The sequence below is a fragment of the Sphingomonas phyllosphaerae genome (assembly GCF_029623345.1).
Taxonomy (GTDB): Bacteria; Pseudomonadota; Alphaproteobacteria; order Sphingomonadales; family Sphingomonadaceae; genus Sphingomonas; species Sphingomonas phyllosphaerae_C.
This window is the reverse complement of sequence record NZ_JAPYKH010000002.1, coordinates 173,400-189,478: the sequence shown is the minus strand read 5'-3', so window position 1 is coordinate 189,478 and position 16,079 is coordinate 173,400. Positions and strand designations below refer to the sequence as shown.

9 protein-coding genes are annotated in these 16,079 nt (G+C 68.3%); 3 read left to right on the top strand and 6 right to left on the bottom strand.

The genetic code is table 11. The annotated features are described in order from the left end of the window. Positions 1–17 precede the first annotated feature (17 nt). Positions 18–1,037, bottom strand: coding sequence for an AraC family transcriptional regulator (locus QBJ89_RS02760; protein ID WP_277979017.1), 1,020 nt, complete (start codon positions 1,035–1,037; stop codon positions 18–20). Between the two features lie 29 nt (positions 1,038–1,066). On the opposite strand from QBJ89_RS02760, the gene QBJ89_RS02755 reads away from it, so the two are divergent. After that, positions 1,067–1,813, top strand: a complete 747-nt coding sequence (locus tag QBJ89_RS02755) for an SDR family oxidoreductase (RefSeq protein WP_277979016.1) — start codon at positions 1,067–1,069, stop codon at positions 1,811–1,813. A 291-nt stretch (positions 1,814–2,104) separates the two neighbouring features. Here the strand turns inward: QBJ89_RS02755 and QBJ89_RS02750 are convergent, their stop codons facing one another. Next, a complete protein-coding gene (locus tag QBJ89_RS02750; protein ID WP_277979015.1) occupies positions 2,105–4,510 on the bottom strand; it encodes a GH92 family glycosyl hydrolase in 2,406 nt (801 codons plus the stop codon). A gap of 571 nt (positions 4,511–5,081) precedes the next feature. Between QBJ89_RS02750 and QBJ89_RS20185 the strand changes: the two genes are divergently transcribed. Continuing rightward, positions 5,082–5,297 (top strand): L-dopachrome tautomerase-related protein, encoded by a 216-nt coding sequence (locus tag QBJ89_RS20185; protein ID WP_431522501.1) that lies wholly within the window; start codon positions 5,082–5,084, stop codon positions 5,295–5,297. A gap of 519 nt (positions 5,298–5,816) precedes the next feature. On the opposite strand, the gene QBJ89_RS02740 is transcribed toward QBJ89_RS20185, so the two are convergent. The 3 genes from QBJ89_RS02740 to QBJ89_RS02730 all read right to left on the bottom strand — a co-directional run bounded on the left by QBJ89_RS02740 (position 5,817) and on the right by QBJ89_RS02730 (position 12,092). Beyond that, positions 5,817–6,938 (bottom strand): acyltransferase family protein, encoded by a 1,122-nt coding sequence (locus tag QBJ89_RS02740; RefSeq protein WP_277979013.1) that lies wholly within the window; start codon positions 6,936–6,938, stop codon positions 5,817–5,819. Beyond that, positions 6,935–9,208 (bottom strand): alpha-N-acetylglucosaminidase, encoded by a 2,274-nt coding sequence (locus tag QBJ89_RS02735; protein WP_277979012.1) that lies wholly within the window; start codon positions 9,206–9,208, stop codon positions 6,935–6,937. The genes QBJ89_RS02740 and QBJ89_RS02735 overlap by 4 nt, the downstream gene beginning before the upstream one ends. A 112-nt stretch (positions 9,209–9,320) precedes the next feature. Then, entirely contained in the window at positions 9,321–12,092 is a 2,772-nt protein-coding gene (locus QBJ89_RS02730; protein ID WP_277979011.1) for a TonB-dependent receptor, read from the bottom strand. Positions 12,093–12,791: 699 nt separating this feature from the next. On the opposite strand from QBJ89_RS02730, the gene QBJ89_RS02725 reads away from it, so the two are divergent. Beyond that, positions 12,792–14,135 carry a family 43 glycosylhydrolase gene (locus tag QBJ89_RS02725; protein ID WP_277979010.1) on the top strand — a complete coding sequence of 448 codons (1,344 nt, stop codon included), beginning with the start codon at positions 12,792–12,794 and terminating at the stop codon, positions 14,133–14,135. Positions 14,136–14,512: 377 nt separating this feature from the next. On the opposite strand, the gene QBJ89_RS02720 is transcribed toward QBJ89_RS02725, so the two are convergent. After that, positions 14,513–16,078 (bottom strand): efflux transporter outer membrane subunit, encoded by a 1,566-nt coding sequence (locus tag QBJ89_RS02720; protein ID WP_277979009.1) that lies wholly within the window; start codon positions 16,076–16,078, stop codon positions 14,513–14,515. Position 16,079: the final 1 nt, after the last annotated feature.

Here is a 16,079-nt window from a genome sequence, read left to right as displayed (position 1 = left end):
CCCAAGCGGCTTAATCGCTACCCGAAAGCGGACATCGGTTCATGCTGGCTCAGCGGGTCGCTTGCAGGCTCGTTCTCGAGCAGCTTTCGTCGCGCGTACATGGTCGGCGTGACACCGACATGCCGCGAGAAGGCGACACTGAAGGTGCTGGCGGAGCTGTAGCCAACCCTCCGGGCGATTTCGGTGGCGGCGAGCTTACCCTCCTCGAGCGATCGCTTCGCGAGCACGATCCGCCAATGCAGGAGATATTCCATCGGCGCCATGCCGACGGTGCGCCGAAAGCGCTCGAAAAAGGCCGAGCGTGACATCGCTGCGGTCTTGGCTAGCGTGGGTACGTCCCAGGCGACGCTTGGTTGTTCATGGATGGCGCGGATCGCTGCCGCGACCTTCTCATCGCTCAGGCCTCGCAGAACGCCCGATGAGCGATGCGGCCCGGAGGAGCGGAGCGCCTCGATGAACAAGACTTCCATGAGCCGAGCGAGCACCACCTCTCGCCCAGCCCGCTCTCCCCTCGACTCCTCGACGGCCAGCTGAATCAGGGTAGTCAGGCGCGGCTCGCCCCGCGCGTGGACCATCGAGGGCAGCAGCGACACGAGCAACCCGGCATCCGCCGAGGCGAAGGCGCAGGAGCCGACCAGCATGCGAACGCTGGGCTCACCAAGCTGGTCGCCGAGGCGGAAGACGTTCGGTCGGATCTCGACCGGCAGGCTGTCGCCGATCAACGAGGGCACGTCGGTCATGCTGGACGAGGTGAAGTCGTAGGCGGCGGGGATCAACACGAAATCACCGCCCTCGATCAGGACCGGAGCATGCCCTGCGATGTCGAGCTGCACGCTGCCTTCGAGCGCGGCGAAGAAGAAGGCACGGCCATCCCCCACCCTGCGGACCCGCCACGTCCCTGCCGCTTCAACAAATTTTGCGAAAGACAGGTCGGGCTGGAGCAGGCCGACGACCTGCGTGAGAGGATCAGTCAACTTCGGACGCTCGCCAAACAGATGCGGACGCGCAAACGTAGCAGATCCTAGCGTGAGCGCCATGTGATGCGGTGCCAACGACAGGAGCTTTCATGCCGACCATATTGATCACCGGGTGCTCTTCCGGCTTCGGGCTGGAAGTCGCTCGCCACTTTGCGACGCGCGATTGGGACGTGATTGCGACGATGCGGAACCCGCGGGAGGATGTGCTGCCCGCGTCAGCGCGCCTTCGCGTGATGCCCCTCGACGTGACGGATTCCGCCAGTATCGCGCGCGTGGTTGCCGAGGCGGGACCGATCGACGCTCTCGTCAACAACGCCGGCATCGGCTTCCTCAACGCGCTGGAAGGCACGCCGATCGCGACAGCGCGCCAGATCTTCGAGACCAACACGCTTGGCACGATCGCGATGATGCAGGCGGTGCTGCCGCAGATGCGGGAACGGCGCGACGGCGTCGTCGTCAACGTGACCTCGTCGGTGACCTATCGACCACTGCCGCTGCTGTCCGTCTACACCGCGAGCAAGGCGGCAGTGAACGCCTTCTCCGACAGCGTCGCGCTGGAGCTCGAACCCTTCAACGTTCGCGTCCGGGTCGTGCTGCCGGGCCGTGCGCCGACGACACGCTTCGGGGATAATGCCCGCGCCGCCATGACCGGCGGCTTCCCCGAACCCTACCTTTCGCTGGTAGAGCAGGTGATGGCTGGCTGGCAGCAGGACACGGGGCCGACCACTTCGTCGGAGGACGTCGCCGACGCGATCTGGCGCGCGGTGACCGACGTGGACGAGCAGACGCACTTGCCGGCAGGTGCGGACGCGGTCGCTTCGTCACAGGCGAGCTAAAGTAACTAGGCGGGCTCGCACCTTTGTGGGCCCGCGCACCCTTCCCTGCGCGACGCTCGTCACGCACGACAACTCCAACCTTGGCTGGTGTCTGACACCTTCTACAGGTCCGATCGCCAATCGGAAAACGCGCTGGAGATCGCTGCGTCGAGGGTACCTATTGGCACGCCGTGGCTCTGCTCAGGATAAGCGGCAGACCATTGATCAACGCTGCAACATCGCGCTTAGCCGGTCCAATACTAGAGAACCTTGGGTGACTTGCATCGCAACACCCAAGGACGCGCAGCCTCGTTAGCGATCGGCTGCGCGCCCTACACTCGGCCCGAACGACGGTGGCGTAGTACGCGTCGCCCAGGAGCGGTCCGCCTGACGCGCCATGGTGAAGTCGAGCGTGGCGCCGCGGGTCACCGCCTGGGCCGGCAGCCAGGCGCGGTCGCTCGCGCGACCGTCGATGCGCAGCGCGGAAACATACGGCGCGTCGGGCGCAGCGCCGGCCGCGTCGATGACCAGCCGGACGCCGCCGGGGCGCTCGATCGTCGCACGCGGGAAGAGCGGGCTACCGATCACCAGCTCGGCGCGCCCGGGATAAAGCGGGTACAGGCCCAGCGCCGACCAGACGTACCAGGACGACATCTGACCCAGGTCGTCGTTGCCGGAAATTCCAGCGGGCGTGTTGGTCCAAATCTGGCGCATCGCCGCGCGTACCGTCTCCTGCGTCTTCCACGGCTCGCCGGTGAACAAGTAGGTCCACGGCGAGGCGATGGACGGCTCGTTGTCGAGCTCGGCATGGAGCGGCCCCGCCTTCGTCACCGCCCAGCCGCCGTCGGGCGCGCGGAAGAAGGCGTCGAGCCGGCGCGACGCCGCGGCACGGCCGCCGAGCACGTCGATCAGCCCCGCCGGGTCGAACGGCACCATCCAGAGATATTGCGCGCCGCTGCCCTCCACCATCTCCTCGTCCGAGGACGGGTCGAAGCGCGGCCAGCCGCCGTCGGCGCGTCGCGGCTGGAGGTAGCCGCCCGCGGGCGTGGCTGTGGGATTGTACAGGTTGCGCCACCAACCGGAGCGCGCGCGGAACAGCTTCTCGCCGGCGCGGTCCCCGGCGTGGTGTGCCAGCTCGGCGAGCCCGAAGTCGGCCGCAGCAAGCTCGAGCGTGTCGGACACCGCGCCCCAGCCCGGCGCGCCGACGGGCATGTAGTGTAGCTTGAGCCACTGATCGAGCCCGGGCCGCTGCCCGACGCACAGCACCGGGCAGCCCTTGCGGTCGAGGTCCTTGGCGCTGGGTACCGTCGCGGCGCGACGTAGCGAGGCATAGGCGCGCTCGATGTCGAACGAGCGCCCGCCGAAGGCGTAGATGGCGGCGAGCGAGGGCGGCGACGGGTCGCCGTTCATCACGCCGGTGGCGCCGGTGAGATGCGTCCAGCGATCCCACGTCCCGCCGTTCTGCTCGGCCTGGTTGAGCAGCGACTGGGCAATGTCCGAACCGCGCTGAGGGTCGAGCAGCGTCACGAGCTGTAGCTGCGAGCGATACACGTCCCAGCCAGAGTAATTGGCATATTGGGCTTGCTGCCGCGGTGCGAGCGCGTGCACCGCGGCGTCGAAGCCGCGGTAGCGCCCGTCGACGTCGCTATAGAGGTTGGGCGTCATCAGCGCGTGGTACAGCGCGGTGTAGAAGACGGTACGCTCGTCGTGCGCGCCGCCCTCGACGCGGATCCGACCCAGTGCCTGCTCCCATGCGGCCCGACCCGCGGCCTGGACCGAGTCCACGCTGGTGCCCGCCGGGCTTTCGCGCTCCAGGTTGCGCCGAGCGCCCGCCTCGTCGACATATGACACGCCGACACGCATCGTCACCGCGCGCGCGGCGTCCGGCGCGAAACCGATCCAGCCGCCCGCCCCGCGCCCTACCGGCGGGTGACCGTGGTCGCCGTAGCCGGTGCCCCCGCCCCCGCTCGCCGCGCCGGCGTTGACGCGCTCGTCACGCCACGTCCCGCCCACGGTGAAAGGCTGGTCGAACTGCGCGACGAAGTGGAGCGTGTAATAGCTCTCGCGTCGATCCGCCGCGAGATAGCCGCAGAAATTGCCCGAGGTGACGGTGCCGCTGACCGTCCGGGTGGCCGGATCGATGCGGATCGTGGAGTCGCTGCTGCCCACCTCGCTGTCGGAGGTGCGGAACAGCAGATTGGCGGGCTTGTCCGCGGGAAAGGCGAACCGGCCGACCGCGCTGCGCTCGGTCGCGCCGAGATCGACCGCGACGCCGTTGTCGAGCGCGACATGGTAGGCCCCGGGCGAGGCGCGTTCGGCGGCGTGGTCGAGCAGGCTGGCGTAGCTCAACCCCGCCTCGACCGAGGCGGGCGAGCGCTCAACCGGGATTGTCACCGGCATGATCGGGACGTCGCCGCTCGCCCCGGCACAGCCCGTGCCCGAGACATGGGTCAGGCTGAACCCGCGCACGCCGTTGCCGCGCCATTCGTAGCCGCCAGGCGCTGCAATCGGGAGCCGCTTGCCCGGCAGCGGCGTGAGCTCGGGGCTGAACGCGACCATACCGAACGGCCGTGTCGCGCCCGGGAAAACGTTACCCCCGTTGGTGGTCCCGATGAAGGGATTGACCTCGGCAGCAGGCGTCGATGGCCGGCCCTGCTGCGCCACGGCGAGCCCGGTGAGGCTCAGGCAGGTGGCAGCTGCCAGACCATAGCGGAACATCACCATCTCCGATCAGCAATAAATAAAAATGGTATTCTTAAGTATGGGACTGGCTCGGTCAACCGTAAGCTCATCGGCTTTGATCCGGCACGATTTGGTTGAGCTCGATCCAGTGTCCGCTCTGAGATCGGACCGCGGCGCCCGGCGTCACCGCTGCGCACCCGCGGAAGGTTTCCGAGGTTTTGCCCGTCTTCCCGTGACCTTGCGATAAGTGTCTTAGCGGTGGCCCGCCTGCTGGAGTTGGCCATGGTCAGACTTACAAGGGTAGGCACTGCGATCATCGCAGCGCTTCTGGCTACTGCCTCCGCGGCACAGCGGAACCCTAGGTCGCCCCGCAACGAAGCGATCCGATTGCAGCCCGTGGCAAGCTTCGAACACCAGGTCATCGGCGTCACGATTGCGCGGGACGGGCGCATCTTCGTCATGCTTTCAGCGCCGGACAGAGGATGCGCCGATCTCGGTTGCCGTAGGCGCTCCGGACGGTCGGATCAGCGCCTATCTGATCGCGGGCTGGAGCAGCTGGCGGAACACCAAGCAGGATCAGATTTCTGCCAGCGACCATTTCGTCTGCGTGCAGAGCGTCGTCGCCGATGACCGGGGGAACCTCTGGGTAGCTGATTCCGCAGCGCCGGGGCAGAGCTATGTCGTGCCGGGCGGCGCCAAGCTGGTGCGGTTCGATCTTGCGACGGACCGGGTCGCGCAGGTCATCCACTTCGACGAGAATGTCGCGCCGCCCAGCTCTTATATCAACGACGTACGGCTCGGCGCGGATGGTCGTCATGCCTAGCTGACCGATGCCGGCGCCAAGGGCGCGCTGATCGTGGTCGACCTGCCCGGCGCTCAGGCGCGCCGCGTTCTCGACGGTCACCCCAGCACCCCAAGCATCCAGTCCCGAACACGCTGCCGACAATGCCGGCGCCGGCGCGCTGCGGCTGACGCACGCCGAGTTTATCCGGCGCACCTCGCCGGCAAAATCGCTGCGGCGCTGCAGGAGCATGGCGAAGACTTGTTGGCCCTACCGCCGACGATCGAGCAAATCGACGTCCTTGCGGCTAAGCTGCCGGAAGGAAAACGACCCAGAGGTGGTCACTCAGGGGCATCGATCGCTTTCCAGGTCCCTCCGTCCGTTCATGTTGATGCGTCGATTTACGCCAAGATACAGGCAGCGTCTTCTCTCGCTTAATGAGCGGCTTAGGGCGCTGGCGCGAGCATAGCGGCTAGCTCTTCCCCAACCCTCTGCAGAGAGGCAGGGTTGGTGGATGACAGATCCCTTCGTGCGCGGCGTTCCATTGATTGTGCGCCATCATTACACCTTGAGGATGATGCCGCGGCGGTCGAGCGCACGCGCGAACAGGCAGCAGACCAAGGTGTAGGAGAGCGCGCATAACAACGACCCCAGCGGCCCAGGGGCCAGCCGCTGGAACAGCTCGAGCCCGATCCAGTGATACAGCCCCGAGCCCGGACGTACCTGGATCAGCTCGAGAGTCACCACCAACAACTCGGAGAAGAGATAGAGCGCGAGCGGGTTGCGCCCGAGCATCTGGAGGAACTCGCGCCCGAGCCGCGCGCCGCGCAGCTCGACCAGCGCGATCGTCGCGGCGAGCAGCACGAGGTCGAGCCCGACGGTGAGCGAGACGAACGAGCCGGTCCACAATTTCTTCGACACCGGCAGGAGCGGCGCGAGCAGCAGCGCGAGCAGGCTCAGCGCGACACCGATCCCCGCCAGCCGCGCGACGGTGGTGCGGTGCTTGCCCCAGTGCTGCACCGCCAGCCCGGTGAGATAGCCAGCGATCACGTTGGCGGTCGCGGGCAGCGTCCCCAACAGCCCCTCGGGATCGAAGCCGTGGTCGCGCCGGTACAGATGGTCCGGGCCGATCAGCCACAGGTCCAGCAGCGTCCCCGCATTGTGGTAGCGGCCGAACGCCTCGCCCGCGGGGCTGAAGGCGAGCAGGATCGCCCAATGCGCCGCTACCAGCGCGACCGCGGCGAGCAGCAGCCGCCTCGGCGTGAGATAGCGCGCGAGCAGGCTGGCGAGCAGGTAGCAGAGCGCGATCCGCTGCAGCACGCCGGTCAGCCGTGTCTCCGCGAAGGGCTTGGCCGCCCAGCCGCCGTCGCCGTGGACGACGAAGGGATACCAGTACATCAGCACGCCGAGCAGGAAGATCAGCGCGGCGCGGCGCACCACGCGGCGCAGGAAGACGCGGTCGCTCATCGGCCGGGTCAGCGCGAAGCTCATCGCGTTGCCGACCGCGAACAGGAAGGACGGATAGATCAGGTCGGCGAGCGTGAAGCCGATCCAGGGCGCGTGCTCCAGCTGCGTGTAGGGCGTGCCCGCGCCGGCGGTGTTGACGACGATCATCAGGAAGATCGTCGCGCCGCGGAACATATCGAGCGAGATGAAGCGCTCGGCGCGCGCAGGTCCGGTCATCGCTCCACCTCCGTCATCAGCGCGCGCGCGTCCGCGATCGTGTCCGCCGGCGCCGCCGCGGTATAGCGGCGGTGATCGGCGACCCAGGCCTTCTCCCACGTCGCGATCCGCCGCGCCACGTCCGCCTCGTCCACCGGGCGCCGCGTCAGCGCGGCGGCGCGCGCGGCGTCGAGGTAGAGCGTCCAGCGCGGCAGGTAATAATGCGCGTACAGCCCCGCCCACGCCTTGGAGGCATAGTCGCCGAGATGGCCCGTGCCGCCCCAAACGGTGACCTGCGCCTTGGCGTCGGTCTCGTAGCGGTCGCGCTCGGCCGGGTTCGCGCCATAGCCGCGCGCGTCGGCGATCCAGCTGGCCAGCGTCTCCTGCTGGCCGCCGATCAGTGCGTCGATCCGCCCGGCCAGCGTCCGCGCGCGCGCCGTTGCGGCGTCACCGCCGGCGACGTCGCCGGCGCGATAGGCAGCGACCGCGCGCGCGAGAGCGGCATCTGTCGCGATGCTCGCCTCGTGGCGGACGAGATCGACGAGGTCGTGGCGGAACAGGGCAGAGTCGGCGTGCGCCGGGGCGCGCGCGAGCAGCGCAGCGATCCCGGTGCGCGCGCGGGCGCGGTCGCCCGGCGCGGCGGGATAGTCAGGGGCGTCCGCGCCGGGGCGCTTGAACAGCAGATAGGCGCCGGCGCGCTCGTGCCACCAGCGCGGCGTCCAGTAGCGCGTGTCGTACAGGCCCGCGACGACGTCGCGCCACGCCGCGACCACTGCCGGATCGGCGGCGCCATAGCGGGCGGCGAGATAGCGCTCCAGCCAGGCCGGCACGTCCATGGCGTCGCGCTGGTCGGGCCAGGCGGCGTCATAGGCGAAGTCATAGACCAGGCCGTCGCTGTTCAGTCCCTCGGGGAACATGCCGAAGCCGCTCACCCGCCCGCGCGCGGGATCGGCCTGGAGCGCGGCGAGGTCGCGGCGATAGAAGTCGAGCGCGCCGTACAGCGGGTTGCTGCCGCCGTAATTGTGGACATAGCCGTAGATCCAGCCCTTGCCGTCGAAGCCGTGCGTGGCGCGCCAGATGCCGGGGTAGCGGTCGTTGCCGATGTCGAGCAGCAGCATGCGGCGGTCGGGCACGTCGCGCAGGAAGGCGGCAATCGCCTCGGGGGTCCAGAAGCTCTTGTCGGCGCCGAACAGCCAGCCCTGCATCACCCAGGTCGCGCCCGGGCGCGCCGCGGCGATCGACTGGTACAGCCGCCGGCCGTAGGCCGCGAGCCGCGCGTCGCGCACCGCGGGGGGCAGCGCGGCGGCGCGGGTCGCGGCGGTGTTGGCGGTGCTGTCGCCGTAGCTCGCCGCCGCGGTGTCGCTGCCGTCGTCGGCGATCGGCGGCACCATCTCGTTGAACGCGTCGGCGAGATAGTAGCGCCCCGGGCCATAGGCGGCGGTGTAGAGCCGCAGGAAGTCCGCGGCGAGCTTGGCGAACAGCGGGTCGGACGGGTCGAGCCAATAGGTGCCGGGGAAGCCCTCCCACTGGCGCATGCGGTAGATCTTCGCCCCGGGGTGCGCGCGCGCGAACGCCTCGGGCACGTAGCCGGCGAAGGCGGGCAGGATCGGCGTCATGCCGAGGTCGCGGTAGCGCGCGAGCAGGCGACGCTGGAGGTCGTGCTTCTTGTCGATCCAGCGGTCCGACAGCGGCGCGCGATAGCCCGCCATATTGCCCATCCGCTGCCACGGCAGGAAGGGCGCGCCGGCGAGATGGTCGCGGATCGCCGCGTCGCTCAGCCCCTGCTCGCGCCACAGCGCGCGCCAGACATATTCCTGCCCCTCCATCGCCAGCGGCAGGTCGACGCCGCGGACGGCCATCAGGTCAATCTCGCGCTCCCAGCGCGGCCAGTCCCACCACGGCGTGGTATAGCCGTAGGTGCAGGTGTTGAGATAGGCGCGATAGCCGAACGGCGAGGCGACCCAGCCGCTGTCGCCGGCGCGCAGCGCGGCGAGCGCGCCGACGCGGCGCCCGTCCCAGCCGGCGTAGAACAGGCCCTGCCGCCGCAGCTCGGCGGTGACGCCACGCACCGCCGCGGCGGGCGACGACGCCGTCACCGCCACCCGCCCGCGCGCGACATGGACGCGATAGCGCGCGTCCTCGGCGCGCACGAGCGTCACCGCGACGCGGTCGCGTGGCACGCCGAGCCGCTCGAGCGCGGCGCGCGCCGCATCCGCCGACGCTCCCGTCGCGGACGCGCCCGGCGCCAGCAGCGCCAGCGCCGCGGCGACCCCCATCGCGACGCCGCGCACGCGCGACCGACAAGGGGCGAGGCACCGGAGTGCCCCGCCAGGGTGGGAGATCGCGGGCGACTGAAAGGGAAGGATCAGCGAACGATCTCCGGTCGAGCTGGGTGGGCGGCGATCAGAAGCGCGCCGTCGCCGAGGCGTAGAAGGTGCGGCCGGTCAGGCTCGTCATCTGGAACGTGTCCGCGGTCGTCTGATAGGCCTCTTCCCGTGTGTTGTTGAGATTGATCACGCCCGCGGTGAACCCGAGCCACTCGGTCGGCGCGACGCCGAGCGCGAGGTCGAGCTGGGTGCGCGCGCGCACGGTGTGGATCTGCCCGCCGTCGACGAAGAAGCTCGACGCGGCGTCCTGCTTGTACGAGCTGCGGTGGTTGATCGAAAGGCGCACGCTGAAGATGCGGTCCTCCCAGTACGGCGTCAGGTTCCACGTCAGCTTGGAGAGGTCGCGCAGGTTGAAGCCAGTGCCGAGCGCGGGCGAGTCGGCGCTGACCACGGTCACGTTGCCGGTCGCGCCGAAACCGTCGACCGGCAGGAAGCCGTCGAAGCTCTCGGTCGCGGCGAGCTCGACGCCTTTGATGTGGATCACGCTGTCGTCGTTGAGCTTGCGGCTGAAATTATAGTCGGTGCGGCCGTCCGCCGAGGTGCAGTTGCCGACCTGGCCGTTGAGCGTAACGCCGTCGAAGCTGTCGGGGCAGTAAAATTGCGTGAAGGTGCCGTTCTTCACCGCCTTGTAGAAGCCCGCCAGGCTGATCGAATTGCCTTGGCCGTGGTAATATTCGAAGCTGACGTCGGCCTGATTGGCGGTGAGCGGCTTGAGGCGCGCCTCGCCGGCGGAGACCGAGACACTCGGGCGCGGTCCGGTATTGTCGGTGGTGAAGGTGTCCGCCATCTGCGTCTGGTTGTTGAGCAGCGGTCGCACCAGCACCTTGGCGAGCGCGACGCGCGCCACCAGCCGGCTCGTCACGTCAAGCGCGAAGGACGCGCTCGGTAGCAGGTTGCCATAGTCCTGCCGGATCTTCTGCGTGCCGAGCAGCGCGGCGCTGCTGTCGGTGCTGCTGGTGAGGTTGGCGGTGACCACCTGCTTGGTGCGCTCGTAACGCGCGCCGATGTTGCCGCGCAGCCCCATGCTGCCGAGCGTCGTGTCGATGTTGGCCATGGCGTAGACCGCGGGGATGTAGCGGTCGACGAGATAGGTATTGGCCCAGTCGCGCGTGTCGGGGACGGTGATCCCCGCCTTGGCGAGGATGGACTGCCACAGCGGCGCGTTGGTCTCGAGGAAGTTGGTCGGGATCGCCATGCGCCCGCCCAGGAAATTGGTCACGCGGATGCCGGTCGTGCTCAGGTCCGGGATCAGCGCATATTCGGGATAGGTGGCGGGATCGTTGACGTCGGCGTCGCGGTCGTGGCGATAGGCGTCGGTGCCGAAGCTCTCGTGGTGGAACTTGGCGCCGAACGTGAAGGATTTCACCCCCAGGACGTCGAGGTCCTTGGTCACGTCGAGCTGCGCCGCGCGGTCGGTGGCGGCCTGGATGTGCGTGGCGCCGTCGACGAAGGCGAAATACTGTCGGTTGGTGGGATTGAAGGCGGTGCCGTCGAGCACGCCGGGATCGGTGGTGAACTTGACGTTGCGATAGTCGGAGATGTCGAGCGTGCCGCCGCTGGCCACGTTGATGCCGTCGATCGAGGCATATTCGCGCAGGTCGGCGTCGCCCTTGGTGTAATGGCCGACGGCATGGACCAGCCAGCCCTCGCCCGGGCGCCAGTTGACCGTGCCGGTATAGGCCTGCGTCTTGAGGTTGCGGATCTCGGGCTGGTCGTTGTTGCCGACGCCGAAGTCGCTGATCGTCAGCTTGTTGGCGACGCCGCCCCCGGTGCCGTTGACGGTGATCGCGGAGGTGTCCCAGCGGCCGAAGACCAGCTGCTGCGTGTCGTAGCGCGTGTCGTCCTTCGAATATTGCCCCTGCAGCAGCAGCTCGAACGCGGGCGAGGGCTTCCACTGCACCGCGCCGCTCGCCATCAGCTGCTTGCTGTCGCGGTCGATGCGTCGCAGCCGGAAGTTGCCCGGCACCTGGTTGTCGGGATCGACCACGCCGGCATTGTACCAGTTCTTGATGAAGGCATAGTCGCCGCGATCGGTGAGCCGCTGGTAGCTGACGTTCGCCATCACGCCGATCGTGCCGTCGGCGAACTGGTCGATATAAGCGCCGCTCAATTTGGGCGTGACGCCGCCGCGATAGTCGGAGTGATAGGCCTTGGCGCCCACCACGAAGTTGGGTCCCTTGTAGGCGAGCGGCTTGACCGTATCGATGTTGACCGTGCCCGAGAGCCCGCCCGAGTCCATGTCGGCGGTGGGTGACTTGATCACCTGGATGCTGCTGGCGAGATCGGTCTGGACGATGTCGTAGCGAAAACCGTCCTTGAAGTCGGCGCTGGCGAAGGTCTGGCCGTTGATCGTGGTGCGCGCATATTGCGGCCCCAGCCCGCGGATGCTGATCGTCGAGCCGCGGCCGTTGATGTTCGACATCTGCACGCCGGCGATGCGCTGGATCGCCTCGGTGACGTTCTGCGCGGGGAATTTCCCGATATCCTCGGCGGTGACGCCGTCGCTGATGCGGATGTCGTTGCGCTTGGCCTCGGCGGCCGAGGCGAGGCTTGAGCGGAAGCCGGTGACGGTGATCTCGTTCGCGCCGTCGGCGCCGTCACCCGCCTGCGCCGGCGTGTCGACCGGGGCGGCGGTCGGGGCCGCCAGCGGGATCGTCTCGGCAGGCGGCGGCGCGGCGGGATCGGTCTGCGCCACCGCGGGCGCGGCGGCTAGCAGCGCGGCGAGGCAGCACGTGGCGGCGAGCGCGCGCCGCCGGTCGGCGCCGCGGCTGCGGCGGGCAATCGTCATCGTCAATGGCTCCCTCTTCAGGCGCCCACGGCCGGTCGGCCGCGGACGCGTCGTTCCCCGGTAGGTTGTTCGCGTCACCCACGCCGCGCTCGCCGGCGCGTAGCGTCGGCGCCCCGTGTGCGGCACGGGTCACGATGGGCCGTTCGGCCCGGTGAGGCGGTCGCGCGTCTGGTGGCGCGATCTCGCCGGTCGTGGTGGCGCGACGCGATCGTGCGTGCGCTCGGCCGCTCGTCGAACGACCGATCAAGGACAGTCAGGTAACAGCTGCCACCCGGTGCCGCGGCCGATCATGAACGACCTTCCACCGGTACGAGTGCGGGTAAACGGTGCCGGCCTGCTCTCCTTGGCGAGAGTGTGCCGTCATATATGGAATGTGGTCAAGTAGAAAATGGTCTCTATCGTTCCTGACCAGGCACTGCATTGGTATTATCTTTCAAATCTCCCAAATTGTTTTTGTAATCTGATCTCCGTCGTTGATTTTAGCTCCGGAATCCAGCAGCTTCCGGGTTGACTCGAACGATTTACGAGAATGGTATCGTTTGCGGCTGCCACATCCCTGCGCTGTGCGGCGAAGGGGCGCGACGGTGGCTAGGCCGGCAAGTTGGTTCTATCCTGCGGCGAAATGAGGATAGAACCAGTCGACCGGCTTACGCAGCCGATTCGCCGGAAGGACGAGAGACCATGCGACGATCGCGATCCATGATGCTCATGCTGCCGCTGCTCGCGGCGGCCACGGTCGCCGCCGACACGCCAGCGCTGGCGCCAGGCGCGCGCAACCCGATCCTGCCGGGCTATTTCGCCGACCCCTCGATCCTTCATGCCGAGGGCGAGTGGTTCGTCTATGCCACGGTCGATCCCTGGGGCGGCGACACGCTCGCCCTATGGCGCTCGCACGACCTGCGCGACTGGACGCTCACCACACCGGCGTGGCCAACCAAGCGCGCGGCGACGAGCCCGACCTCGAACGACAGCCGGGTCTGGGCGCCCTCGGTGGTGCGCGCGCACGGCCGCTACTGGATGTACGTCTCGGTGGGCAGCGAGGTATGGGTCGGCAGCGCACCCCACCCGAGCGGCCCGTGGCGCGACGCCAATCGGGGGCGTCCGCTGATCCCCGGCAATTACCGCCCAGGCTATCACATGATCGACGCCGAGGCCTTCGTCGACGACGATGGCCAAGCCTATCTTTACTGGGGATCAGGGCTCAACTGGGTCAACGGCCGCTGCTTCGCGGTGCGGCTCAAGCCCGACATGGTGAGCTTCGACGGCGAACCGATCGACGTCACTCCGGCACATTATTTCGAGGCGCCCTTCGTGTTCAAGCGCGGCGGCGTCTATTTTCTGACGTACAGCTGGGGCAACACCACCACCGACAGCTATCAGGTGCGCTATGCGGTGGGCACCTCGCCGCTCGGACCGTTCCGCGAGACCGCGGACAGGCCGATCCTCGCCACTGATCGCGCGCGCGGCATCGTCAGCCCCGGGCATCACGCGGTGTTCCGCGCCGGCGGCGAGGACTTCATCCTCTATCACCGCCAGTCACTGCCCTATGCGCCCGGCGGCGACGTGCGCCGCCAGGTGGCGGTGGACCGGTTGGTCGTGCGCGGTGACCGGATCGATCCAGTCGCCGCCAGCAACCAGGGCGCCGACGTGCCCGGCACCGCGGCGCGGCGCGCGCGCAGCGCGATCGCGCCGGCGGCGATCACCGCCTCGCGCGCCGACCCCGCGCACGCCGCCGCGCTCGCCGGCGACGACAATTACGCTACGAGCTGGCGCAGCGAGCGAGCCGGTACGCTGGTGCTCGATCTTGGGCGGATGCAGCGCGTCGCGCGGCTCGTCCTGCGCCCGGGTGCGCCGATGGTACCGACACAGCTCGGGGTCGACGTGTCCGACGACGCGGTGACGTGGCGGCCGATCGCGTCGGTGCGCGCGGTGAGCGGGTCACCGGTGACGATCGCGGTCGATCGGGCGGTGCGGCTGCTGCGGGTCTCGCTGCCCGAAGGCGGCGAGATCATCGAGGCGCACGCGGAGCCCGTGCGCGAGTAGCGGATGGAAAGCAGAGCTCACCGAACGACCCCGAAGAGGCTTCTGGAGGCTTGCGGCCTCTTTCTCCAGGCGTGACGAGATCCAATACCGGCCACTCACGGCCACCCGCCGATATTCGACCCGTCCAGGCGTTCCGCGCAGCTGCCGAGCTGGCCTGATTGGCCGTGTCACCGACGATTGTTGGAAGGTCGCTTGAACGGGCGAATCCGCATAAGACCATATATCGAGCGCGCAACTCGCCCACCCGACGATGGTACAAACCCTACGACCTTTCGCGGACGCAGTGGATCTTGCATCGTGGCTCGAACTGGCTTGGGATTGATGAGGCGGTGGTCCTGCAATCGACCAGATTGCCGACACCACGCCTCATCAGATACTCAAGGCGCTTGCCGCCGGTCAGCCTCACCGCTCTCGCCAGTTCCTCCTCCGAGCGAGCGATACAGCTCGACAAGGTTGCTCTCGCGGTTGAGCCGCGTCGTGACCAGCTGCTGCTGCGCGGCGTACGCGACCCGTTGTGAGTCCAGTGTAGTGAGGAAGGACTCAACACCCGCACGATATCGAGCATCCGAGATCTTCAGGGCGACGGAAGCCGCCTCAACGCGTGCAGTCTGAGCGGAAATCTGCTCGTCAATGGTCCCACGCTGCGCGAGGGCGTCGGCGACCTCGCGGAACGCGGTCTGCACTGCTCGCTCATACGTCGACACGGCCGCCTGCTGCTGCGCACGCGCGGCGTCGACGCCGCCGCGGAGCCGCCCACCGTCGAAGAGGGGAAGCGAGACCGCCGGAGCGCCGGTGTAGGTGAAGCTGCCGCCGGCAAACAGACCGCTGAGTGCCGTGCTTATCGTCCCCAGCGTCGCCGTCAGCGAGATGCGCGGAAACATCGCCGCACGGGCCGCTCCGATATTCGCATTCTGTGCGATCAGCTGGTGCTCGGCCTGCAGCACGTCGGGTCGGCTCAGCAGTACATCGGAGGAGATGCCGACGGGGAGCGTCTCCATCGCCGCGCCGCCGCTCCCCAACCCCGCCGGGAGTAGGTCGGCGGAGAGCGGTGCCCCTACGAGCAGATCCAGCGCGTTCTTGTCCTGGGCCAGCCGTGTCCTTAGGACCGCGATGTCGTTGCGCGCGGCTTGGTAGCTGGTCTCCGCCTGGCGCGCCTCAAGCTCGGACGCGACACCAATGCGGAACTGCGCCCGAGTCAGCGCAAGCGATTGCTCGAACGACCTGAGCGAGTCCTGCGAGATGCGCAGCTGATCCTGGTCCGAGGCATAGGTCAGCCACGCGGTCGCGATCTCCGCGATCAGGCTGATGCGAGTCGAGCGCTGCGCCTCCTGGGTGGCGAAATACTGCTCGAGCGCCGCACGGTTCAGATTCCGCACCCGTCCGAACAGATCGAGCTCGAACGCCGAGAAGCCGGCGTTCACCGAGTAGAATTCGAGGTTGCTGGAGGAGGATCCCACACCGGCGCCGACGCCGCCGGTGCTCCCGGAGCCACCAGTCCCGGTGCCTGCGCCGACACCTGTGCCGGTGCCGGTGCCGGTGCCGGTGCCGGTACCTCCACCCGCCGCACCGCCCAGCGCGCCCGCAGCGCCTTGAATGTTGTTCGTGTAGGTTCCCGATCCCGACAGCACGGTCGAGGGAACGAGATCTGCGCGGCTGATGCGATACTGCGCGCGCGCCTGCAGTACGTTCGCGGCCGCGATGCGGAGATCGCGATTGTTCTCAAGCCCCAGCGCGATGGTGCCGCGAAGCCGCTCGTCGGTAAAGAAGGTGCGCCAGCCGGTCTTGCTCACGTCGGGCGCATCGCTCGCGGCTGCGGGAAAAACGCCGCCCTGCGGGAGCGCGGCCGGCACTTCGCCGAGCGGCCGCACGTACGTCGGCGCGAGATTGCAGCCGGCGAGCGCGCCAGCGACCAGCACGGTTGCCGCGTTTCTGCTGTTCAACACA